Raw genomic sequence first — 20,894 nt, forward strand, 5'->3', positions numbered from 1 at the left:
TAGACGGCCGGGAACCGGGGCACCACCCCCGGCCCTGCGGCATCCGGAGCTGGTTAGGGTGGACCATGACCACGAGCGTCCTGTCCATCGGCACCGCGGTCCCCTCCACGCGGCTGACGCAGGGGCAGGTGCGCGACCTCTTCGCCGCGCAGCCCGGCCTCGACCGTCGCACGCAACGGCTCATCCATGCCGCCTTCGATGCAGCGGCGATCGAGCACCGCCACACCGTGCTGGCCGGCCTCTCCGGCGAGGCACCCGATGACGACACGGCGATGGCCGTCGTGGATGCCGCGGGGACGCTGCTGCGACCGAGCACGGGGGCTCGCAACACCGAGTTCATCCGGCACGCCCCGGACCTGTTCGCGGGTGCGGCGCGATCGGCGCTGGCCTCCGCCGCCGTAGACCCGGCGCAGGTCACGCACGTCGTCACGGTGTCCTGCACGGGCCTCGTGGCCCCCGGTCCCGACTACCGGCTCGTCCGCGACCTCGGCCTGCCGACGACCGTGGAGCGCTATCACCTCGGCTTCGTCGGCTGCGCGGCGGGCATCCCCGCGCTCCGCACGGCCGCGCGCATCTGCGCCGCCCAGCCGGACGCCGTCGTCCTCGTGGTGTGCGCCGAGCTGTGCACGCTGCACTTCCGCTCCTCCGCGGACCCGCAGCAGATCGTCGCGTCCTCCGTCTTCGCCGACGGCGCCGCCGCCGCCGTCGTGACCGCCGTCACCTCGCTGCGCGGCGCGCACTGGCTGGAGCTGGAGCGGTTCGGCACCGCCCTCACCGACGAGGGCGAGACGGACATGGTGTGGACGGTCGGCGACGCCGGGTTCGAGATGGTCCTCTCCGCCGAGGTCCCCCGCATCGTGGGCCGGGAGATCCGGGGCGCGGTCGACCGGTTCCTCGGCGACGAGACGGTCGACGCGTGGGCCGTCCATCCGGGCGGGCGCAGCGTCCTGGACCGCGTGGAGACCGGCCTCGCGCTCGCGCCGGACGCCCTCACCCTCTCCCGGGAGGTGCTCCGCGACTACGGCAACATGTCCAGCGCCACGATCCTCTTCATCCTCCGCCGTCTCCTCGAGGGGGCCGCCGGCGGGGACGGGGACGCGGGGGCTGCGCCGGATCAGCGGATCGCGGCGCTCGCCTTCGGCCCCGGTCTCACCGTCGAGTCGGCCCTCCTCACACGGCGTACGGCGGAGCGCGCGTGAGCCTCGCCACGCGGGACGAGGCGCTCCGCGAGCTCATGGACGACCCGGACTGCGATCCCGAGCGGCTCGCCGCGACGCTGCACCGGTTCGCCGTCGTGAACCGGCTCGTCTCCGGCTGGGGCCGCGTCTATCGCTCGGCGCTCCGGCCGCACCTGGCCGGGCTCGGCCGCCCGGCGCGCGTCCTGGACCTCGGCTGCGGCGGCGGCGACCTCGTCGCCCGGCTCGCGGGGCTGGCGCGCGCAGACGGCCTGGACGTGGAGTGGACCGGCGTCGACCCCGACCCGCGCGCGCACGAGGTCGCGGCACGGTGGGCGGCCCCCGGCATCCGCTTCCGCGCGGTGGACGCCGCGGTTCTCGTCGCGGAGGGCGAGCGGTTCGACGCGGTCGTCTCCAACCATGTCCTGCACCACCTGGGCGCCGAGCTGCCGGCCTTCGCCGCCGCCTCCCGGGCGCTGTCGACGGGCCCGGTGCTGCACTCCGACATCGAGCGCGGCCGGCTCGCGTACGCGCTGTACACGGTCGGGATCACACCGTTCGCAGGGGGCACGTTCCTCCGCACCGACGGCCTGCGCTCGATCCGGCGCAGCTTCCGGGCCGAGGAGCTCGCGGCGGCGATCGCGGCGGGCGAGGTCAGAGACCCCGCGGATGCCCCGAGTCCGTGGCGGATCGATCGCCCGGCGCCGTTCCGCCTCCTGGCGCGGAGCGTCGGCCATGCCTGACGTCGTCGTCATCGGAGCCGGCCCGGTCGGCACGCTGCTCGCGGCCGAGCTCACCCGCCGCGGCGTCGAGGTGGCCCTGCTCGAGCGGCGCACCGAAGCCGGCACGGGGACGCGCGCGATCGGGCTCCATGCGCCGGTCCTCGCGGCGCTCGAGGACGGGGGCGCGACCGACCGCATCCTGGAGCGGGCCGTCCGCGTGCGCCGCGGCGAAGCGCGCAGCAGCGGGCGGCTGCTCGGCGTCGTGCGCTTCGATCGGCTGAGCGCGCGGCATCCGTTCGTCGCGACGCTGCCGCAGGCCGAGACCGAGGCCGCGCTGGCCGTCGGCGCACCCGCGCCGCGGCGGGGCGTCGTCGTGACCGCCATCCGCGCCGACGGCGACCTCGTCCGGGTGACCGCCGCCGGCACCGGCGAGATCGAGCTGTCGGCGCCCCTCGTCGTCGTCGCGGGCGGCGCCACCGCACGCGGGCTCGTCTACCGGCCGGGCGCGCTCCGGCAGACCGCGTACCCCGACCGCTACCTCATGACGGATGCCGACGTGCCGGGGCGGCCTGATGCGGAGGTCGCGGTGGTGCACCTGGCACCGTCCGGGGTGCTCGAGTCGTTCCCGCTCCCCGGCGGTCGGCGCCGGTTCGTCGCATGGGACGGCGGGGGCGCGGACGACGCCGCCGCCCGGCTCGCGCGGCTGCGCACGGCCCTCACCGATCGCGGGGAGCCGGGAGCCGCCGACGCCGCGGGGTCCGCGACCTCGTTCGGCGTCCGCCGCGTCGTCGCGCCGCGGCTGCGGCGGGGCCGCATCCTCGTGATCGGCGACGCGGCCCACGAGGTGAGCCCCATCGGCGGGCAGGGGATGAACCTCGGCCTCCTGGATGCCGCAAGCCTCGCGCCGCTCCTCGCCTGGTGGCTGCGGACGGGACGGGAACCGGAGGCCGAACTGGCCGCCTGGGAGCGGGACCGGGTGCGCTCGGCCGCGTGGGCCGCGCGCCTGGCCGCGCTCAACACGGGGCTCGGTCGAGCGAAGGGCCCGGTCGGGCACGTCGTGCGCGAGGCGGCCCTGCGTATCGCACTCGGTGCGGCCGGCCCGATCGTGGCGCGCGGGTACGCGATGGGCTTCGACGCCGCGGCCCGCTGACCGCGGCGTCGCACCCAGGATCAGCGCAGCGCGCCGGGTGAGGCGACGAGCAGCACCGCCAGCAGCAGCGCCGACGCCATGACGAGGCGGAAGACGACCCGGTCGGGCCGCCGGACGAGCACGCGGACGACGGTCGCGGCCGCGAGTGCCACCACGCCCGCGAACAGGACCCACGACACGGCTCCGAGTGCCCCGGCGGCAGCGGCCCCCGCCCGCACGGCGACGGCGCCGGCCGTGATCGCCGCGGCGGCGATCACGACGGAGACGCGCGGGCCGAGCCGGTGCGGCAGCCCTCGCACACCCGTGCGGTCGTCGTCGTCGAGATCGGGCAGCACGTTCGTGAGGTGCACGGCGGCGCCGAGTGCGGCGCCCGCGATCCACGCCCACGGAGGGGCGAGCTGCGGCGGCACCGCCGAGAGGGTCGCGAGGGACGGGAAGATCCCGAAGCTCACGAGGAACGGCGCGATCGAGAGGGCCGTGGATTTGAGGGCCGCGTTGTAGGACCAGGCCGCGGCGAGCGCGACGGCGTGCGCCGCCAGCATCCCCCACCCGATCGCGGCGGACAGGAGGAGCGACACGACGAGCGCGCCGACGGCCGCGATCCACGCGGTCCGCGCCGAGACGTCGCCCCGCACAAGCGGCTTGTCCGTGCGCCCCACCGCCGTGTCGCGGTCGCGGTCGATGACGTCGTTGGAGATGCCGACGGAGAGCTGCCCGCACAGGACGGCGACGCCGAGCAGCGCCACGCGCCACGGCTCCACCCCCGACGCGATCCCGAGGGCCACCGCGAGCACCGTCACGACGACGGAGGGCCCGGGGTGGGTGGAGCCCCACAGGGCGCGGAGCGTGGTCACGGCTCGATGCTCTCACGCGCGCCGTGACCACCGGACTCAGTCGTCGAGCAGCTCCGCCTCGATCACCTCGTCGTCCTCGACCGGCGGCGGGGTGCCGTCGCTCGTGAGGACGAGCTGCGACCCGTCCGCCGCGACGTCGACGCGCACGACCTCGCCGTCCCGGACGCCGCCGGACAGCAGCGCCATGGCGAGTCGGTCCTGGATCTCGGACTGGATCAGCCGGCGCAGCGGCCGCGCGCCGAAGAGCGGGTCGTAGCCGCGTTCGGCCAGCCAGGCGCGGGCATCCGGCGTCACGGCGAGCGTCAGGCGGCGGTCCTTGAGGCGCCGCTGCAGCGCGTCGACGGACAGCTCGACGATCTGCGCGAGGTCGTCCTCGCTAAGGGCCTGGAACATCACGATGTCATCGAGCCGGTTCAGGAACTCCGGGCGGAACGCCTGCCGGACGAGCGCCATGACCTGGTCGCGCTTGACCTCGATGGCGAGCGTCGGGTCGATGAGGATCGGCGAGCCGAGGTTCGAGGTGAGGATCAGGATCGTGTTCGTGAAGTCGACCGTGCGCCCCTGCCCGTCGGTGAGGCGTCCGTCGTCGAGAACCTGCAGCAGGATGTCGAAGACCTCGGGGTGCGCCTTCTCGACCTCGTCGAGCAGGATGACGGAGTACGGCCGGCGCCGCACGGCCTCGGTCAGCTGACCGCCCTGCTCGAAGCCGATGTATCCCGGAGGGGCGCCGACGAGCCGGGCGACGGAGTGCTTCTCGCCGTACTCGCTCATGTCGATGCGGACCATGGCGTGCTCGTCGTCGAAGAGGAAGTCGGCGAGCGCCTTGGCGAGCTCGGTCTTGCCGACACCGGTCGGGCCGAGGAAGAGGAACGAGCCGGTGGGCCGGTTCGGGTCGCTGATGCCCGCCCGGGAACGACGCACGGCGTCGGCGACCGCCTTGACGGCCTGCTTCTGCCCGATGAGCCGCTTGCCGAGCTCGCTCTCCAGGTGCACGAGCCGCTCGGACTCGCCCTGCAGCAGGCGGCCGACCGGGATGCCGGTCCACGCGGCGATGACGGCGGCGATGTCCTCGTCGGTCACCTGCTCGTTGACCATGCGCTCCTCGGTGGGATTCGCATCGGCGCGCTCGGCGTCGGCGATCTCCTGCTGGAGTCGCTTGATGGTCTCGTACTCGAGCTTGGAGGCGCGCGCGTAGTCGGCCTCCCGCAGCGCACGGTCGCGCGCCGTGACGGCCTCGTCGTACTGCTTCTTGAGCTCGCCGACGCGGTTCAGGCCGGCGCGTTCCCGCTCCCACCGGGCCTCGAGCGCCGTCAGCTGCGCCTCCGCCTGACCCATCTGCTCGCGGAGCTTCGCGAGGCGCTCCTTCGACGCGTCGTCCTTCTCGCGCTTGAGGGCGAGCTCCTCCAGGCGCATGCGGTCCACCTGGCGGCGCAGCTCGTCGATCTCGACGGGGCTCGAGTCGATCTCCATCTTCAGCCGGCTCATGGCCTCGTCGATGAGGTCGATCGCCTTGTCCGGTAGCTGGCGCGACGGGATGTACCGGTTGCTGAGCGCCGCCGCGGCGACGAGGGCGCCGTCGCTGATCGTGACACCGTGGTGGGCCTCGTAGCGCCCCTTGAGCCCGCGGAGGATCGCGACGGTGTCCTCGACGCTCGGCTCGCCGACGTAGACCTGCTGGAAGCGGCGCTCCAGTGCGGCATCCTTCTCGATGAACTCGCGGTACTCGTTGAGCGTGGTCGCCCCGATGAGCCGCAGCTCTCCCCGCGCGAGCATCGGCTTGAGCATGTTGGATGCCGCGACCGATCCCTCGCCGCCACCCGCGCCCATCAGGACGTGCAGCTCGTCGATGAAGGTGATAACACGGCCCTCGGACTCGGTGATCTCCTTGAGGACGCTCTTCAGACGCTCCTCGAACTGCCCGCGGTACATCGCTCCGGCGACGAGCGCGGAGATGTCGAGGGTGATGAGCTCCTTGTTCTTCAGCGACTCGGCGACGTCGCCCGCGACGATGCGCTGCGCGAGACCCTCCACGACGGCGGTCTTGCCGACGCCGGGCTCGCCGATCAGGACGGGGTTGTTCTTCGTGCGCCGGGTGAGCACCTGGCTGACGCGCCGGATCTCGCTGTCCCGGCCGATGACCGGGTCGAGCTTGCCCTGCCGCGCGCGCTCGGTGAGGTTGATGCCGAACTGCTCCAGGGCGCTCTGCTGGTCTTCCTGGCCGGGTGTCGGCTGTGCGTTCATCGTTCCCCTCGCATCCCAAACTTGAGCCTTACGGACTCAAGTTTATCACGAGAGGCTGCCGCTCGCTGGGTCAGGATGCCATCGACTCCGTGCACGTGAAGCGCGCCCGGTACGCCGTCGGCGTCGTGCCGAGCGTGCGGGCGAAGTTCTGCCGCAGCACGGCCGCCGACCCGAACCCGCACTCCCAGGCGATCTTGTCGAGGCCCAGGTCGGTCTGCTCGAGCAGGCGTTGCGCCTGGATGATGCGCTGGCGGGCGAGCCACGCGGCCGGGGTCGTGCCGTAGTCGGCCTTGAACCGGCGCGCGAAGGTGCGCGGCGACATGTGCGCGCGCGATGCGAGCTGGTCGACGGACAGGTCGAGGCGGAGATTCTCCAGCATCCAGTCGGTCACGGGCGTGAGGGAGAGCGACGTCGACACCGGCAGCGGACGGTCGATGAACTGCGCCTGTCCGCCGTCCCGCTGCGGAGGGACGACCATGCGCCGGGCGATCTTGTTGGTCATCTCGGCGCCGAGCTCGATGCGCAGCAGGTGCAGGCACGCGTCGAGGCCCGCCGCCGTGCCGGCGCTCGTGATGATGCGCCCGTCCTGCACATAGAGGACGTGCGGGTCGACGTCGATGGCCGGGTACATGCGCTTCATCGTGTCGGCGTAGCGCCAGTGCGTCGTCGCACGACGCCCGTCGAGCACGCCGGCGGCCGCGACGACGAAGGCGCCGCTGCAGACCGTCAGCACCCAGGCGCCCCGCTCGACGGCGCGGCGGACGACCGCGGTGACGCGCTCGTCGACGTGATCCCACGCGTCGCGCGGGATGGGGGTGAGGACGACGAGATCGGCTTCGTCGGCGAAGGCCAGGTCGGCGTCGACGTTGAGGGAGAACCCGATGTTGGCCGGCACGGCGCCCGGGTCGGGCGTGACGATGCGGAAGTCGAAGTTCGGGATGCCGTCGTCGCTGCGGTCCAGTCCGAACGCCTCGCACGCGAGGCCGAACTCGAACGGGGCGAACCCAGGCTGCACGACGCACGCGACGGTCTTCATGGCAGGAATCCTACCAATAGCGGCTGCTCTGCCACTAGTGGCAGTATCTGTTCCGGCGTAGCTTTTCAGCCATGATGATCACGATCCTCCTGGTGGCCGTTGCCGCCGTCGGTCTGGTCGGCACAGTGCGAGCCCTCGCCACCGACGGCTACCGCGCCGTCCCCACCGATCCGTCGCGCCTCCCCTGAGGCGCCGGCGCGGCTCAGCGCGCCAGGTCGACCACCGTGTCGAGCAGGACGCCAGCCGACCGCATCCACGAGAACCGCGCGATGTGCGCCGTGCCCGCGGCGACCGTGCGGGCGTGCTCGGCGGGGTCGTCGAGAGCGCGGACGGCGGCGCCGAACGCTGCCGGATCCGTTCCGGCGGCGTAGCGGGCGCCGTCGCCGGCGACCTCGCGGAAGATCGGCATGTCGGTCACGACGGCCGGGACTCCGAGCGCGAGAGCCTCGGCGAGCGGGAGCCCGTATCCCTCGTCGAGGCTCGCGCTCACCAGCACGGCCTGATCGGCCAGCAGCGCCGCATACTCCGCGTCGGTTACGCCGCCGTGGAACACGACCGCCGCACCCTCGGGCGCGAGCGCTTCGAGCTCGGCCCGCCGGGCGGGCGTGATGCGCGAGAGCAGGTGCAGCGTGCGCCCCGGAAGCGACGCCATCGCGCGCACGAGCGTCTCGACGTTCTTGTAGGGCATGAACGAGCCCATGTAGATGAGGTTCCGCGTGCCCGGTGTCACGACGACGCCCGGTGGCAGCATCCCGGCCAGCTTCTGCGGCGCGTTGGGGATCACGACGACGGGACGCTTCGTGAGCCGCGCCGCGGCGAACTGCCGCTTGCTCGTCTCACTCACCGTCGCGACGACGTCGGCGGCGTTGAGGGTGAGCCGCTGCGGCACGTAACTGAGGTGGAACAGGCGCCACCCGACGCGGATCGGGGCGGGCAGGTCGCGCGGCGGCGTGCGGTGGCGGTAGTAGATGGTGTCGTGCAGCGTGAGGATGAGGCGGAAGCGCCGGCCGAGTGAGCCCATCGTCTGCATCGGCGAGAACACGACGTCGGGTCGGTCACGGTTCAGCCGCAGCGCCGTGAACGGCTCCCGCCACGACGTGGGGGGGTGGATGCGGCGCGTCGTGGCGCCGGCCGCGAGATAAGCGCGCTGCCCCTCGTCGGCGATCAGGTAGGTGACCTCGACGCCGCGCTCCGCGGCGGCGTCCGCGACGGCGGCGGCGAGCTCGGCCGAGTAGCGGCTGATGCCGTCGTGGAAATCCGTGCGGATGTACCGGGCGTCGAAGAACAGCCGCATCGTCAGAGCGGTTCCCCGCGGTACAGCTTCTCGAACGTGTCCAGCGTCTTGTTGATGTCGTGCGCCTCGACCGCCGTGAGCGATGCCTGCTGCATCCGCAGGTACTCCTCCGGGGATGCCGTCAGGACGCGGCGCAGCTTGTCGGCGAGGTCGTCGGAGTTGCCCGGTTCGAAGAGGTAGCCGTTCTCGCCGTCGTGCACGAGGTGCGGCAGGGCGACGGCATCGGCGGCGACGATCGGGAGGCCGGATGCCATGGCCTCCATCGTCGCGATCGACTGCAGCTCGGCGATCGAGGCGATCGCGAACACGTCGGCCCGCGTGTACGCGGCCCGGAGGTCCTCCTCCGAGGTGCGGCCGTAGAAGACGACGCGGTCGTCGATGCCCAGGCGGTGCGCCGTCTGCTCGAGGTTCCGCCGCTGGTCCCCGCCGCCGACGATGTCGAAGACGACGTCGAGTTCGGGCACGAGCTTCGCGATGGCCTCGAGTGTCACCTCGACGTGCTTCTCGGTCGTGAGGCGTCCGACGAACAGCACCCGGCGGTGCGGTCGCGGCGTGAGATCGGGCGTGTAGTTGCCCTTGTCGATGCCGCAGCTGATCGCGATGACACCGTCGATGTCGATGGTCCGCTCGAGGAACTCGGCGGCCCGGCGCGTGGGCGTCGTGACCGCCCGCGACATGCCGAAGGTGCGCTTCGCGTCATCCCACGCGAGCTTGATCACGACCTTGTCGAGGACCGGCGGGAGCGTCGTGAAGTCGATGATGTTCTCGGCCATCACGTGGTTCGTCGCGATGACCGGGATGCCGCGCTGGCGCGCGATGCGCGTCATGCCGCGACCGATGACGATGTGCGACTGGCTGTGCACGACGTCGGGCTTGACGTCGTCGAGGATGCGGCGCGCGTAGTGCTTCGCCATCCAGGGCAGCACGAAGCGCAGCCAGTCGTGCGGGTACCAGCGCCATCCCGGCAGCCGGTGCACCGTGATGGACTGCTCTTCGAAGACCTCGGTGAACGTGCCGTGCCGGGCGTGCGTGACGCTGGGCGTCACGACGTGGACGTCGTGACCGCGGGCGGCGAGGCCGGCGGACAGACGCTCGGCGAAACGGGCGGCGCCGTTGACGTCGGGGCCGAAGGTGTCGGCGGCCATCACGATGGTGAGCGGACGTCGGTCAGCGACGGGTTCGCTGAGGGGTGTCGCGGAGTCGGTCACGGGGTACGGGCCAATCTGTGCGGCTGGCGCGCGCCGCGGTTCGCGTCTGCGCCGGATCCGAGTCTAGTCGGGCGGTCCCGCCGAGCCCGGAGCCGTGCCGCGCGCGGCGCATCTCGGCGGCATCTCGGCGGCCTGCATCGACGGTCCCGACCGTACGCTGGGTGTCATGGCTCGACTGCAGGCAGACGCCGACCCCCGCCGCTGGGTGCCCGTCACCGGATCGCTCGGCCTGCGCGGCCGGCGCGCGCGCAAGCGCGCGATCGGGATGCTGCTGGCGCAGGCGAACGCTGCGGTCGGGCGTGCGGAGCGGCCCGGCAGCCGGGTCGCGGCGTGGGCGATGAGCCAGGCGGCGCCGCTGCTGATGCGCCGCGCCGACGGGCGGGTGCTCGCGTGGGTGTGGAAGGACGATCCCGAGCTCCTCGTCGCGCTCGCGCAGGTGCAGCAGGCGACGCCGCAGGTGCGCGCCGCCCGGGCGATGATGCCGATCGAGTACGACGACACGGAGTCGTTCCGCGGCACCTACCTGGGGGTCGGCGAGAAGCTCGTGATGGATCTGCCGCCCGACCCGCGCACGCCCCCGTTCGCGACGTACACGTGGGACACCGGCACCCACCTCGTGACGCTGACGGCCGTCAGCGCCGACCGGGAGCGGTTCGGGACGGCGCTCGGCGCCGTCGACGAGGTGGCCCGCTCGCTGCGGCTCGTGGACGACCTGCCCGTCGGCGAGTCTCCCGACGTGCTGCGACTCGACCCGAGCTGATCACAATGCGATGAGCTGACGTAGCTCTCCGCCGGCCGCGAGCCGGTCCATGGCCGCGTCGATGTCGTCGAGTCCTATGCGGCTGGAGACGAGCTTCTCCAGGGGCAGCTTTCCGGCGCGCCAGAGGTCGACATACTGCGGGATGTCGCGGCTCGGTACCGCCGAGCCGAGGTAGCTGCCGATGATCGTCCGGGCTTCGGCGGTCAGCAGCAGCGGCGACACCGCTGCCCGCGCGTCCGGGGCCGGGAGTCCGACCGTGACGGTCGTGCCGCCGGGGGCGGTCACGGCGACGGCGGTCTCGAAGGCCCGGGCGTTGCCGGCGGCCTCGACGACGGCGGGGACGCGGAGGCCGAGGTCGATCGCATCGGCCGGGGACAGTGCCTCCGCGGCGCCGAGCTCGCGGGCGAGATCGAGCTTGGCGGGAACGGCATCGATGCCGATCACCTCGACCCCGAGCGCGACGGCGACCAGCAGCGCGGCCATCCCGACGCCCCCGAGCCCGACGATGGCGATCGTGGAGCCGGGAGCCGGACGGGCCGCGTTCATCACCGCGCCGCCTCCGGTGAGGACCGCGCAGCCGAGCAGTGCCGCGATCTCGCCCGGCACATCGGCCGGGACCGGTACGACCGAGGTGCGGCTGACGACGGCGTGGGTCGCGAACCCGCTGACGCCGAGATGGTGGTGCACGGCCTCCGCTCCGCGGTGCAGGCGGATGCCGCCGCCCACGAGTGTGCCGGCATTGTTGGCTCCGGTGCCCACCTCGCAGGGCAGTCGCCCGTCGGTGCGGCAGCCGGCGCACTCCCCGCATCGCGGCAGGAAAGTCATGACGACCCGGTCGCCCACGGCGACGTCGGTGACGCCCGGCCCCGTGCGCTCGACGATTCCGGCGGCCTCATGACCGAGGAGCATCGGTGTAGGGCGACGCCGGTTGCCGTCGACGACGCTGAGGTCGGAGTGGCAGACGCCGGCGGCCTCTATCCGGACGAGCAGCTCGCCGGCTTCCGGTGCATCGAGCTCGAGCGGCCCGACGCGGAACGGCCGCGATCGCGCGAAGGGCGCGTCCGCGCCCGACGTCTCCAGGACTGCACCGATGATCTGCATGTCGACCTCCTCGTCTGCGTCCGACGCTACCCCGGTCGGCTCGGCCACAGGACGCAACGGCGGAGACCATCGCCCACACGGCCCCGGATGCCACCCGCCGCGGCGGATCGCACGCGATCTCCGCCGTTCGGCTCGGCGGCGCGCCGGTCAGTCGCCTCAGTCGCGGGGGGCGCGGGGTTGCCAGAGCACGACCTCGGTCGCGCGGCGCACGCGCGTGCCGTGGCGCAGGGTCACGACGCTGCCGCTCGCGCCCGCGGCGAAGACCCGGGCGCCGCGACGCTGGTCGACCTCGTCGCGCAGGCGCTGTTCGAGGTCGGCGACCTCGCGGCGCAGCCGCCGCACCTGGTCCTCGAGCTCGATGATCCGGGCGATGGCGGGCAGGCTCATCCCGTCGGCCGACAGCGCCGCGACCTCGCGGAGCTGCGCGACGTGCCGCAGGGAGTACCGCCGCGAGCCGCCCTGGGTGCGGGCGGGGATGACGAGGCCCAGCCGGTCGTATTGGCGCAGGGTCTGCGGGTGCATGCCGGCGAGCTCGGCGGCCACCGCGATGGCGAGGATCGGGGCGTCCTCATCGATCGTGCTGTCAGCCATGCTCCTCACCTCTTCGTATCTACTCGCGGGCCTTGCTCATCAGATCGGCGCGCGGGTTCTCCTTCGACTCGAGCTCATGGAACCGCTCGAGCGCCTCCCGGGCCTTGTCATCCAGGTGCGACGGCACGGCCACCTGCACCTCGGCGAGGAGGTCGCCGGTGCCTTTCGACGTCTGCACGCCGCGTCCCTTGACCCGCAGCACACGCCCGGAGGGCGTGCCCGGCGCGACCCGGAGCTTGACGGGATCGCCGCCGAGCGTCGGCACTTCGATCGTCGCGCCGAGCGCCGCCTCCGTGAACGTCACGGGAACGGTGACGCGGAGGTTCAGGCCGTCGCGGGTGAACACCGGATGCGGGCGCACCGCGACCGCCACGACGATGTCGCCCGGCTCGCCGCCGTCCGGCGACGGCCGCCCACGGCCGCGGAGGCGGATCTTCTGCCCGTCGGCGACGCCGGCGGGGATCTTGACCTTGAACGGCTTGCCGTCCTCGCCCTGCAGCGAGATCGTCTCCCCGCGGACCGCGGTCTGGAAGTCCAGCGTCGTCCGGGCGGTGACGTCGGCGCCGCGCTGCGGCCCGCCGAACCCGCGGAACCCGCCGGAGGGCTGGCCGAACCGGCCGGAGCCGAAGCGTCCGCCGGTCTGCTCGCCGAACATCGCGAACAGGTCGTCGAAGTCAGCGGTCTGCGCGCCGCCCCGGCCGCCGAAGCGGCTGAAGACGTCCTCGAAGCCGCCGCCGGCGCCGGGCGCCTGGAAGCGCGCGCCGGAGCCCATGGCGCGGATCTGGTCGTACTCGGCGCGCTGCTCCTTGTCGCTCAGCACGGCGTACGCCTCGCTGATCTCCTTGAACTTCGCCTCTGCGCCCGCATCACCCTGATTGGAGTCGGGGTGATGCGTGCGCGCGAGTTTGCGGTACGTCTTCTTCAGGTCGGCGTCGGTGACGTCCTTGCTGACACCGAGGACCTTGTAGAAGTCCTTGTCGAACCAGTCCTGACTGGCCATGGAACTCCTCTCCGACTACTCCGCCGGGACGGCGACGACGACCTTCGCCGGCCGCAGCTCGGTGGTGCCCAGCCGGTAGCCGACCTCGACGACCTCGAGGACCGTCGCGGTCTCGACACCGGGTGTCGGCGCCTGGAAGATCGCCTCGTGCTGCTGCGGGTCGAACGCCTCGCCGGCGACGCCGTAGGCGGTGACGCCCATGCGCTCGGCGACGCCCCGGAGCTTCTCGGCGATCTGCGTGAAGGGGGTGCCCTCCTCGAGATCGCCGTGCTTCTCGGCACGGTCCAGGTCGTCGAGCACGGGCAGGAGGCCCTTCGCGACCGCGCCCTTGGCGCGCTCGATCTCGGCTTCCCGCTGCTCCTCGGTCCGGCGGCGGTAGTTGGCGTACTCGGCCTGCAGGCGCTTGAGGTCCAGGAGCAGGTCGTGCTCCTCGGTGGGGGCGTCCGCGACGGTCGCCTCATCGGACTGCATCGCGCCGAGGATGTCCTCGACGGTGAGCTCGTCCTCCTCGGCGACGTCGTCCTCGACGATGTCCTCCTGCGAATCAGGGTCGGAGACCTGCGCCTCCGACCCCTCCTCGCCGAGGACCTCGTCGCCTTCTTCGGGCTGTTCGAAGTCCTTCTTCGTCATGAGTCCTACTTCTTCTCGTCCTCGTCGTCGACGACCTCGGCGTCGATGACATCCTCTTCCGCGGATGCCGTCGGCGCGTCGCCCTCGCCGGCGGGAGCGCCGGCATCCGGTGCCTGCTGCTCGGCTTGCGACGAGGCGTAGATCGCCTCGCCGAGCTTCGTCTGCGACGTGTTCAGCTTGTCGAACGCCGTCTTCACGGCGTCGTCGTCGTCACCGGCGAGCGCCGTCTTCAGAGCGTCGACGTCGGCCTGGACCTCGGTCTTGACGTTCTCGGGCAGCTTGTCGGCGTTGTCGGCGATGAGCTTCTCGATGGAGTACGACAGGGTCTCGGCCTGGTTGCGGACCTCGGCCGCCTCGCGGCGCTTCTTGTCCTCGGCGGCGTGCTCCTCGGCCTCGCGGACCATGCGCTCGATGTCCTCCTTCGGCAGCGACGAGCCGCCGGTGATCGTCATCGACTGCTCCTTGCCGGTGCCCTTGTCCTTCGCGGACACGTGCACGATGCCGTTCGCGTCGATGTCGAACGTGACCTCGACCTGCGGGATGCCGCGCGGAGCCGGCGCGATGCCGGTCAGCTCGAACGTGCCCAGCGGCTTGTTGTCGCGCGTGAAGTCGCGCTCACCCTGGAAGACCTGGATCGCGACGGACGGCTGGTTGTCGTCCGCGGTCGTGAACGTCTCGCTGCGCTTGGTCGGGATGGCGGTGTTGCGCTCGATGAGCTTCGTCATGATGCCGCCCTTGGTCTCGATGCCGAGGCTGAGGGGGGTCACGTCGATGAGCAGCACGTCCTTGCGCTCACCCTTGAGGACACCGGCCTGCAGGGCGGCGCCGACGGCGACGACCTCGTCCGGGTTGACGCCCTTGTTGGGCTCCTTGCCGGTCTCCTTCTTGACGAGCTCACTGACCGCGGGCATGCGGGTGGAACCGCCGACGAGCACGACGTGGTCGATGTCGGCGACCTTGATGCCGGCTTCGCGGATGACGTCCTCGAACGGCTTCTTGGTGCGGTCGAGCAGGTCCTTGGTGAGGTCCTCGAACTTGGCGCGCGTCAGCGTCTCGGACAGCGACACGGGTCCGGAGTCGGTCAGCGAGAGGTACGGCAGGTTGATGCTCGTGCTGGTCGAGGACGAGAGCTCCTTCTTCGCCTGCTCCGCGGCCTCCTTGAGGCGCTGGAGGGCGATCTTGTCACCCGAGACGTCGACGCCGGTCGTGTCCTTGAACTGCTTGATGAGGTAGTCCACGACCCGCTGGTCCCAGTCGTCGCCACCGAGGCGGTTGTCGCCGGCGGTGGAGCGCACCTGGATGGTGGAGAAGTCGTCGTCCTTGCCCACCTCGAGGAGGGAGACGTCGAACGTGCCGCCACCGAGGTCGAAGACGAGGATGAGCTCGTCCTCCTTGCCCTTGTCCAGGCCGTACGCGAGCGCGGCGGCGGTGGGCTCGTTGATGATGCGGAGGACGTTGAGGCCCGCGATCTCGCCGGCCTCCTTCGTGGCCTGACGCTCGGCGTCGTTGAAGTACGCGGGGACCGTGATGACGGCATCCGTGACGGTGTCGCCCAGGTACTGCTCGGCGTCGCGCTTGAGCTTCTGCAGGATGCGGGCGGAGATCTCCTGGGGCGTGTACGCCTTGCCGTCGATCGACTGCGTCTTCCAGTCGGTGCCCATGTGGCGCTTGACGGAGGTCAGGGTGCGGTCGACGTTCGTCACGGCCTGGCGCTTGGCGGTCTCGCCGACGAGCACCTCGCCGTCCTTCGTGAAAGCGACGACCGACGGGGTCGTGCGGAAGCCCTCGGCGTTGGCGATGACCTTTGGCTCGCCGCCTTCGAGGACAGAGACGACGGAGTTCGTCGTCCCGAGGTCGATACCCACTGCACGTGCCATGTGTGCTGCTCCTTCTATCAATGGAAAGTCTGGGGGCGGCCCAACCTGAGCCGCGATGACTCAAGTGTACGCGGACGCGCCCAGAGGGTCAAATGAAGTTGAGTCTGGTCGTATCAAGTTCGGGATGTCGGCCGGAAACGGATGCCGGCGGAGATCGGGCCGAACCGCGGGATGCCAGGGATCGGGGGCTTCCTTGTGAGAAACCTGAGGGTTCCTTGTGGGTAGGGCTGGGGCTCACGGGACGTTCGGACGATCTTGCGGAGGTGCTCGCTGCGATCGGGGGTGCTTCTTGAGGTCGGGTCGAGAGACTCATCATGTGCTCGACAAGCCGCCCCGGATCTGAATCGCAGGCAGCGCGACCCGCACCCCACAACCCCCCGAAAAGGCGGCCACAAGCCGCGAAAGGACCCCATCATGAACAAGATCGCCAAGGCCTCCATCGCCACCGCAGCGGGCGTCGCCCTCCTCCTCGGCGGTGCCGGCACGTTCGCCACCTGGAACAGCTCGGCCGCCGCCGGCAGCGCTTCGATCGTCGCGGGCAACCTCGTCGTGCAGGACTCCGGCACCGCCGGCGTCTGGACCGCGAACGGCTCGACCGCCGCCATCGACCTCGCGACGTACGCCATCGTCCCCGGTGACGTCCTCACTTACACGAAGACCATGAGCATCAAGGCCGAAGGCGACGCACTCCAGGCGACCCTCACGCTCGCCGGCGGCTCGATCTCCGCGGCCGATGCCACCAAGCCTGCCGACGTTGCGCTTGCCGGGTACCTCCAGGCCAACGCCGAGCTGACCGCGACCGGCGCCGGCATCGTCAAGACCGCCAAGAACGACTTCGCCGTCGTTCCGGGAGCGGGAAACATCGCTCAGGACGTCACCGTCACGGTGACGCTCACCTTCCCGAACGGCGCGGCCGGCGCGGAGAACACCATGAAGACCGGCGCGGTGAACCTCAGCCAGTTCGCCGTCTCGCTCACGCAGAAGACCGCGTGATCCGTGGGCCCGTCGCTCCGGCGGCGGGCCCTTCCGGCCCCGAAGCTTCGAACCGAGGATCCTGATGTCCCGACGCACCGACCGCCACGCCGCACGGCGCGCGCAGCGGGCTGCGTCGGCTCCGCGCCGGATCCTCCTGGCCGTGGTGGGGACCGCGGCCACGATCGTGCTGGGGATCACCGCCGGCGGCGCCACATACGCCGCCTGGTCGGTCGCCGCCCCGGCGTCGAGCGCCACCACGCTCCGCGCCGGGTCGGCGGGCCTCACGGTCACGAACCCCCAGCTCGCCGCCACCGGCCTCTACCCGGGCCGCACGGTCTACGCGGCCACAACGGTCCGCAACTCCGGCACCACGCGGCTGAGCCTCAGCATCACCCCCACGGCCACCGCCACCGCTTTCACCTCGGCGCTCGTCGTCACGGCGGGCACCGCCGCATCGGCGGCAGACTGTGCAGCCGGCCGGGTCACCGCCCCCGTCACCGCGACGATCGGCACGACCCGCGCCCTCGGCGGTACCCTCGCCGCCGGCGCGTCCGCGCTCGTCTGCATCGGCCTCGGCCTCCCCGACAGCGCACCCGCTGCCGCGGCCGGCGCCGCCGCATCCCCCCTCACCCTCACCGTCTCCGGAACGCAGGTCCAGCCATGATCCGTCGCCGCCACCTCGGCCCCGTCGCCGCGCTGGTCACCCTCGCGGTGCTCGGCGGGTCCGGCGCCGCCGTGGCGTCCTGGACCGCCGCCGCCTCCGTCTCGGCCACGGCCTCCTCCGCCTCGGCCGCGACGACGCTCACGCAGGCCGGCTCTCTCACGACCACCTACGCGTACGCCGGCACCTCGTCGTCGCCGGTCGGCGGAACCCTCGTCCTCACGAACACGGGCACGACGCCGCTCACCTACACCTTGACGACGCAGCTCGCCACGGGCAGCAGCAGCGCCCTCGCCCAGAAGACGACGCTGTCGCTGTGGACGGGCACGTGCGGCGCCGCCGCCCCCGCGACGGGGGCGGTGACCACGACGCTCGCCAACCCGATGCCGGCGTTGCCCGCCGCCGCGCAGAACCTGGCGGCCGGCACATCCGTCACGGTGTGCGTGGCCACCAAGATCGCAGGCACCGACGCGGGAAGCAGCAATGCTGCCCTGCAGGGTCAGAGCGTCACCGCGACCTTCACCGCCACCGGCGCGGTCGGCGCGAACTGGAAGGCCACCTCTACCGCCGCCCCACTGACCCAGAGCGTCTACCGTCTCGCCCCCGCAACGGCGATCACCTGCACCAACGGCTCGGCCGGCAAGGTGACGCTCAGCTGGGCGGCGCCCGCCAACCGGCCGTCCGGAAGCGTGACCTACCGTGTGTTCGATACGGTGTCGGGCCGCGAAATCGACTCCGTCACAGCGAATTCCCTCACGATCAAACCCTTCGACATCTCCCCCAACGGCACGTTCGAGCTGGCCGTCGAAGCGAAGGAATCGTCGTACAGCACCACCGCGACGGTGAGCGACAGCGTCACCGTCATCCGCACCAGCCCCCTCGACTGGGGCATCCTCCCGAGACTCCAGTGCGCATCATGACCACCGCCACCGCATCCTTCCCCGCCATCACGCTGCCGACCGCCACGCGTCGCGCGCACCGCGAAGAGGCGCGCGCACGCGAGGAGGGCGAGCGCGGCCTGCTCCACTACCTCGGCGTGGGCCTGAGCAGCGGCCTGCTCGTCCTTCTCCTCGCCGTCGCGGTCGCCGTCGTCGCCCTCCCCGCCCTCGTCGGCGGCAGCGCGATGACGGTGCTCACCCAGTCGATGGAGCCCACGCTCCCCCCGGGCACCCTCGTCGTCGTCAAGCCGACGCCGGCCGACGAGATCGCCATCGGCGACGTCGTGACGTACCAGATCCGCTCCGGCGAGGCCGCCGTGGTGAGCCACCGCGTCATCTCGAAGACCTACACAGACGGCGAGCTGACCTTCATCACGCAGGGCGACAACAACACCGACCCGGATGCCGAGCCCGTGCGCGCCGTGCAGATCCGCGGCACCATCTGGTACAGCTTCCCGCTGCTCGGCTGGGTGAACAGCCTGCTCACCGGCGCGAACCGCACGCTGGTCCTCGCGATCGCCGCCGGCGGTCTGTTCCTCTATGCGGTGTTCGAAGTCGTCCAGGCCGCGCGCGAGCGGGCCCGGCGGCGCGCGACGGCGTGATCGCTCCCGTGACGTCGTCGTCAGGAGCAGGATGGATGCCGTGGCTCTGCCCTGGGACTTCCACCCGCTCGACGGCGAGCGCGTACGCCTGACCGCATTGCAGCCGGGCGACCTCGAGCCGCTGTACGCGATGCAGTCCGACCCGGAGGTGTGCCGGTACCTGCTCTACGAGCCGCGTTCCCTCGACCAGGTCGTGGACGTGCTGGCGCGGGATGCCGGCGCCCTGCGCCTGGAGAAGCCCGGTGACTACCTGCAGCCGGCCATCCGCGACCGCGAGGGTCGCTTCCTCGGCACGACGTACCTCGAGCTGCACAGCGTCGAGGACCGGACGGCGGAGATCGGGTGGATCCTGCTGCCGGAGCACCAGGGGCACGGCTACGCGCAGGAAGCGGCCACCTTGCTGCTGGACCTCTGCTTCGGTGAGCTCGGGCTGCACCGCGTCTACGCGGAGCTCGACCCCCGCAACACGGCATCCGTCGCCCTCTGCACCCGCCTCGGGATGCGCCACGAGGGGCACTTCGTGGAGGACATGTACCTCAAGGGCGAGTGGACCGACACGGCTCGGTACGCGATCCTCGAACGCGAATGGGCGGCGCGCCGATAATCTGAGCGCGGGTGCCGCTCCTCGCGCACCGGTCGCACCACTGAAGGGTCCACCCGTGACGGACATGAGCTCGCGCTCCCCGCAAACCCCGCCCGCCCCCGCCGACACCCGTGCGCTGGGCGCTATCGGCGAGGTGTTCCAGGACTCCGCCCCCGACCGGATCGTGCCGAAGCGGCAGGTGCGGTCGTGGGCGATGTGGGACTGGGCGGCGCAGCCGTTCAACTCCGTCATCCTCACCTTCGTCTTCGTCTCGCTGTACCTCGTCTCCGACAACTTCCTACCGGCCGACATCGCCGCACTCGACGCGTCCGACCCGGTCAAGGAGCGCGCGCTTGCCGACCTGAGCAGCGGGTACGGGCTCGTCTCGTTCCTCGCGGGCATCGTCATCCTGCTGATCGCGCCCGTCCTCGGCCAGACAGCCGACCGCGCCGGCCGGAAGAAGCGCTGGCTGCTCGTGGCGACCGTGCTGCTCGCCCTCGTGCAGTTCAGCCTGTTCTTCGTCTTCGCCGACCCCGCCTTCTTCTGGTTCGGCGCCATCCTGGTCTCCCTCGGCGCCGTCGTGTCGGAGATCGCCGGCGTCAACTACAACGCGCTCCTCGTCAGCGTCTCCACCCCGCGCACCGTCGGACGGGTGAGCGGGCTCGGGTGGGGGCTCGGGTACATCGGCGGCATCCTCGCGCTCGGGATCGTCGTCGCGCTCACCTTCGCGGACTGGTTCGGCATGGACACCTCGAACGGGATGGCGTACCGCGTCATCGCGGTCGGCTGCGCCGTCTGGACGATCGTGTTCGCGATCCCGCTGTTCCGGAACGTCCCCGAGCCGCCGGCCCGCGAGGGCGCGGAGCCGGTCGGGTTCTTCCGCGCCTACGTCGAGCTCGTCCGCAACATCGCGGCGCTCTTCCGCGACCACCGCCCGACGTTCTGGTTCCTTGCGGCGAGCGCGGTCTACCGCGACGGTCTCGCCGGCGTCTTCGCCTTCGGCGGGGTGCTCGCCGCCGTCGCCTTCGGCTTCTCCCCCAACGAGGTGATGATCTTCGGGATCGTCGCGAACCTCGTCGCCGGCGTCTCCACGATCATCGCCGGGCGCTTCGACGACCGCTTCGGCGCCCGCGCCGTCATCGTCGCCTCGCTCACCGGCCTCGTCGTCATCGCCGTCGCGGTCTTCCTGCTGCACGACACCGGGAAGCTCCCGTTCTGGGTCGGCGGACTCATCCTCTGCGCCTTCGTCGGACCCGCGCAGGCGGCGTCCCGTTCACTGCTGGCGCGCGTCACGCCGCCGGGGATGCAGGGCGAGATCTTCGGCCTGTACGCGACGACGGGTCGCGTCGCGAGCTTCATCTCGCCCCTGCTCTGGACGCTCTTCATCGTCTGGTTCGGCGCCACCTACTGGGGCATCCTCGGCATCGCGATCGTGCTGGCCCTCGGCCTCGTCATGCTCCTGTTCGTGAAGCTGCCCCCGCACGTCCGCCTGTAGC

The 20,894-nt window shown here is 71.7% G+C and carries 20 protein-coding genes; 10 read left to right on the forward strand and 10 right to left on the reverse strand.

Features of this window, described 5'->3' with window-relative positions; all coding sequences use genetic code 11:
• The first annotated feature begins 65 nt into the window (after window positions 1-65).
• Genes BR85_RS09585 through BR85_RS09595 form a run of 3 tightly spaced genes read left to right on the forward strand, consistent with a single transcriptional unit; the run spans window position 66 to window position 3,047 of the window.
• Window positions 66-1,199 carry a type III polyketide synthase gene (locus BR85_RS09585; RefSeq protein ID WP_028496322.1) on the forward strand — a complete coding sequence of 378 codons (1,134 nt, stop codon included), beginning with the start codon at window positions 66-68 and terminating at the stop codon, window positions 1,197-1,199.
• On the forward strand, window positions 1,196-1,918 hold the full coding sequence (locus BR85_RS09590) for a methyltransferase domain-containing protein (protein ID WP_028496321.1): 723 nt from the start codon (window positions 1,196-1,198) through the stop codon (window positions 1,916-1,918). Before BR85_RS09585 ends, BR85_RS09590 begins: the two co-directional genes overlap by 4 nt.
• The gene (locus tag BR85_RS09595) at window positions 1,911-3,047 is read left to right on the forward strand and encodes an FAD-dependent oxidoreductase (protein WP_028496320.1); all 1,137 of its coding nucleotides are present in this window, start codon (window positions 1,911-1,913) and stop codon (window positions 3,045-3,047) included. Before BR85_RS09590 ends, BR85_RS09595 begins: the two co-directional genes overlap by 8 nt.
• A 20-nt stretch (window positions 3,048-3,067) precedes the next feature.
• Here the strand turns inward: BR85_RS09595 and BR85_RS09600 are convergent, their stop codons facing one another.
• From BR85_RS09600 to BR85_RS09620, 5 genes are all read right to left on the reverse strand, one after another.
• Entirely contained in the window at window positions 3,068-3,901 is an 834-nt protein-coding gene (locus BR85_RS09600; protein ID WP_028496319.1) for a UbiA family prenyltransferase, read from the reverse strand.
• A gap of 36 nt (window positions 3,902-3,937) precedes the next feature.
• Window positions 3,938-6,142: an ATP-dependent Clp protease ATP-binding subunit gene (locus BR85_RS09605; RefSeq protein WP_081782738.1), complete on the reverse strand. Its 2,205-nt coding sequence runs from the start codon at window positions 6,140-6,142 to the stop codon at window positions 3,938-3,940.
• A gap of 70 nt (window positions 6,143-6,212) precedes the next feature.
• Window positions 6,213-7,178: a GlxA family transcriptional regulator gene (locus BR85_RS09610; RefSeq protein WP_028496318.1), complete on the reverse strand. Its 966-nt coding sequence runs from the start codon at window positions 7,176-7,178 to the stop codon at window positions 6,213-6,215.
• Between the two features lie 202 nt (window positions 7,179-7,380).
• Complete coding sequence (locus tag BR85_RS09615; RefSeq protein WP_028496317.1) at window positions 7,381-8,472, reverse strand: glycosyltransferase family 4 protein; 1,092 nt, start codon at window positions 8,470-8,472, stop codon at window positions 7,381-7,383.
• A gap of 2 nt (window positions 8,473-8,474) precedes the next feature.
• Window positions 8,475-9,680 (reverse strand): glycosyltransferase, encoded by a 1,206-nt coding sequence (locus BR85_RS09620; protein ID WP_028496316.1) that lies wholly within the window; start codon window positions 9,678-9,680, stop codon window positions 8,475-8,477.
• A gap of 166 nt (window positions 9,681-9,846) precedes the next feature.
• Here BR85_RS09620 and BR85_RS09625 point away from each other — a divergent pair, with 166 nt between their 5' ends.
• Entirely contained in the window at window positions 9,847-10,440 is a 594-nt protein-coding gene (locus BR85_RS09625) for a hypothetical protein (RefSeq protein ID WP_028496315.1), read from the forward strand.
• Here BR85_RS09625 and BR85_RS09630 read toward each other — a convergent pair whose 3' ends face one another.
• From BR85_RS09630 to dnaK, 5 genes are all read right to left on the reverse strand, one after another.
• Window positions 10,441-11,541: an alcohol dehydrogenase catalytic domain-containing protein gene (locus BR85_RS09630; protein WP_028496314.1), complete on the reverse strand. Its 1,101-nt coding sequence runs from the start codon at window positions 11,539-11,541 to the stop codon at window positions 10,441-10,443. It abuts the gene before it with no gap.
• A 156-nt stretch (window positions 11,542-11,697) separates the two neighbouring features.
• On the reverse strand, window positions 11,698-12,132 hold the full coding sequence (locus BR85_RS09635; protein ID WP_028496313.1) for a heat shock protein transcriptional repressor HspR: 435 nt from the start codon (window positions 12,130-12,132) through the stop codon (window positions 11,698-11,700).
• A gap of 19 nt (window positions 12,133-12,151) precedes the next feature.
• On the reverse strand, window positions 12,152-13,132 hold the full coding sequence (locus BR85_RS09640) for a DnaJ C-terminal domain-containing protein (RefSeq protein WP_028496312.1): 981 nt from the start codon (window positions 13,130-13,132) through the stop codon (window positions 12,152-12,154).
• 15 nt (window positions 13,133-13,147) lie between these two features.
• Window positions 13,148-13,762 carry a nucleotide exchange factor GrpE gene (locus BR85_RS09645; RefSeq protein ID WP_028496311.1) on the reverse strand — a complete coding sequence of 205 codons (615 nt, stop codon included), beginning with the start codon at window positions 13,760-13,762 and terminating at the stop codon, window positions 13,148-13,150.
• Between the two features lie 5 nt (window positions 13,763-13,767).
• On the reverse strand, window positions 13,768-15,639 hold the full coding sequence (dnaK, locus tag BR85_RS09650; RefSeq protein ID WP_028496310.1) for a molecular chaperone DnaK: 1,872 nt from the start codon (window positions 15,637-15,639) through the stop codon (window positions 13,768-13,770).
• Between the two features lie 414 nt (window positions 15,640-16,053).
• Between dnaK and BR85_RS09655 the strand changes: the two genes are divergently transcribed.
• From BR85_RS09655 to BR85_RS09680, 6 genes are all read left to right on the forward strand, one after another.
• Window positions 16,054-16,632 (forward strand): alternate-type signal peptide domain-containing protein, encoded by a 579-nt coding sequence (locus BR85_RS09655; RefSeq protein ID WP_028496309.1) that lies wholly within the window; start codon window positions 16,054-16,056, stop codon window positions 16,630-16,632.
• A 64-nt stretch (window positions 16,633-16,696) separates the two neighbouring features.
• Window positions 16,697-17,278, forward strand: coding sequence for a hypothetical protein (locus BR85_RS09660; RefSeq protein ID WP_028496308.1), 582 nt, complete (start codon window positions 16,697-16,699; stop codon window positions 17,276-17,278).
• Window positions 17,275-18,195: a hypothetical protein gene (locus BR85_RS09665; RefSeq protein ID WP_028496307.1), complete on the forward strand. Its 921-nt coding sequence runs from the start codon at window positions 17,275-17,277 to the stop codon at window positions 18,193-18,195. Before BR85_RS09660 ends, BR85_RS09665 begins: the two co-directional genes overlap by 4 nt.
• Entirely contained in the window at window positions 18,192-18,815 is a 624-nt protein-coding gene (locus BR85_RS09670) for a signal peptidase I (protein WP_155947968.1), read from the forward strand. The genes BR85_RS09665 and BR85_RS09670 overlap by 4 nt, the downstream gene beginning before the upstream one ends.
• 40 nt (window positions 18,816-18,855) lie before the next feature.
• Window positions 18,856-19,419, forward strand: coding sequence for a GNAT family N-acetyltransferase (locus tag BR85_RS09675; RefSeq protein ID WP_231478641.1), 564 nt, complete (start codon window positions 18,856-18,858; stop codon window positions 19,417-19,419).
• A gap of 64 nt (window positions 19,420-19,483) precedes the next feature.
• On the forward strand, window positions 19,484-20,893 hold the full coding sequence (locus BR85_RS09680) for an MFS transporter (protein WP_028496305.1): 1,410 nt from the start codon (window positions 19,484-19,486) through the stop codon (window positions 20,891-20,893).
• The last annotated feature ends 1 nt before the right edge of the window (window position 20,894 follow it).

It is taken from the genome of Microbacterium sp. UNCCL10 (genome assembly GCF_000746195.1).
GTDB classification, from domain to species: Bacteria; Actinomycetota; Actinomycetes; order Actinomycetales; family Microbacteriaceae; genus Microbacterium; species Microbacterium saccharophilum.

What these genes read in the sequence shown, in the direction of transcription:
- BR85_RS09660 (WP_028496308.1), top strand. Translation starts at nt 16,697, where the DNA reads ATGTCCCGACGCACCGACCGCCACGCCGCACGGCGCGCGCAGCGGGCT.
- BR85_RS09645 (WP_028496311.1), bottom strand. Translation starts at nt 13,762, where the DNA reads ATGACGAAGAAGGACTTCGAACAGCCCGAAGAAGGCGACGAGGTCCTC.
- BR85_RS09610 (WP_028496318.1), bottom strand. Translation starts at nt 7,178, where the DNA reads ATGAAGACCGTCGCGTGCGTCGTGCAGCCTGGGTTCGCCCCGTTCGAG.
- BR85_RS09670 (WP_155947968.1), top strand. Translation starts at nt 18,192, where the DNA reads ATGACCACCGCCACCGCATCCTTCCCCGCCATCACGCTGCCGACCGCC.
- BR85_RS09640 (WP_028496312.1), bottom strand. Translation starts at nt 13,132, where the DNA reads ATGGCCAGTCAGGACTGGTTCGACAAGGACTTCTACAAGGTCCTCGGT.
- BR85_RS09595 (WP_028496320.1), top strand. Translation starts at nt 1,911, where the DNA reads ATGCCTGACGTCGTCGTCATCGGAGCCGGCCCGGTCGGCACGCTGCTC.
- BR85_RS09615 (WP_028496317.1), bottom strand. Translation starts at nt 8,472, where the DNA reads ATGCGGCTGTTCTTCGACGCCCGGTACATCCGCACGGATTTCCACGAC.
- BR85_RS09680 (WP_028496305.1), top strand. Translation starts at nt 19,484, where the DNA reads ATGAGCTCGCGCTCCCCGCAAACCCCGCCCGCCCCCGCCGACACCCGT.
- BR85_RS09635 (WP_028496313.1), bottom strand. Translation starts at nt 12,132, where the DNA reads ATGGCTGACAGCACGATCGATGAGGACGCCCCGATCCTCGCCATCGCG.
- dnaK (WP_028496310.1), bottom strand. Translation starts at nt 15,639, where the DNA reads ATGGCACGTGCAGTGGGTATCGACCTCGGGACGACGAACTCCGTCGTC.
- BR85_RS09605 (WP_081782738.1), bottom strand. Translation starts at nt 6,142, where the DNA reads ATGAACGCACAGCCGACACCCGGCCAGGAAGACCAGCAGAGCGCCCTG.
- BR85_RS09655 (WP_028496309.1), top strand. Translation starts at nt 16,054, where the DNA reads ATGAACAAGATCGCCAAGGCCTCCATCGCCACCGCAGCGGGCGTCGCC.
- BR85_RS09585 (WP_028496322.1), top strand. Translation starts at nt 66, where the DNA reads ATGACCACGAGCGTCCTGTCCATCGGCACCGCGGTCCCCTCCACGCGG.
- BR85_RS09665 (WP_028496307.1), top strand. Translation starts at nt 17,275, where the DNA reads ATGATCCGTCGCCGCCACCTCGGCCCCGTCGCCGCGCTGGTCACCCTC.
- BR85_RS09630 (WP_028496314.1), bottom strand. Translation starts at nt 11,541, where the DNA reads ATGCAGATCATCGGTGCAGTCCTGGAGACGTCGGGCGCGGACGCGCCC.
- BR85_RS09625 (WP_028496315.1), top strand. Translation starts at nt 9,847, where the DNA reads ATGGCTCGACTGCAGGCAGACGCCGACCCCCGCCGCTGGGTGCCCGTC.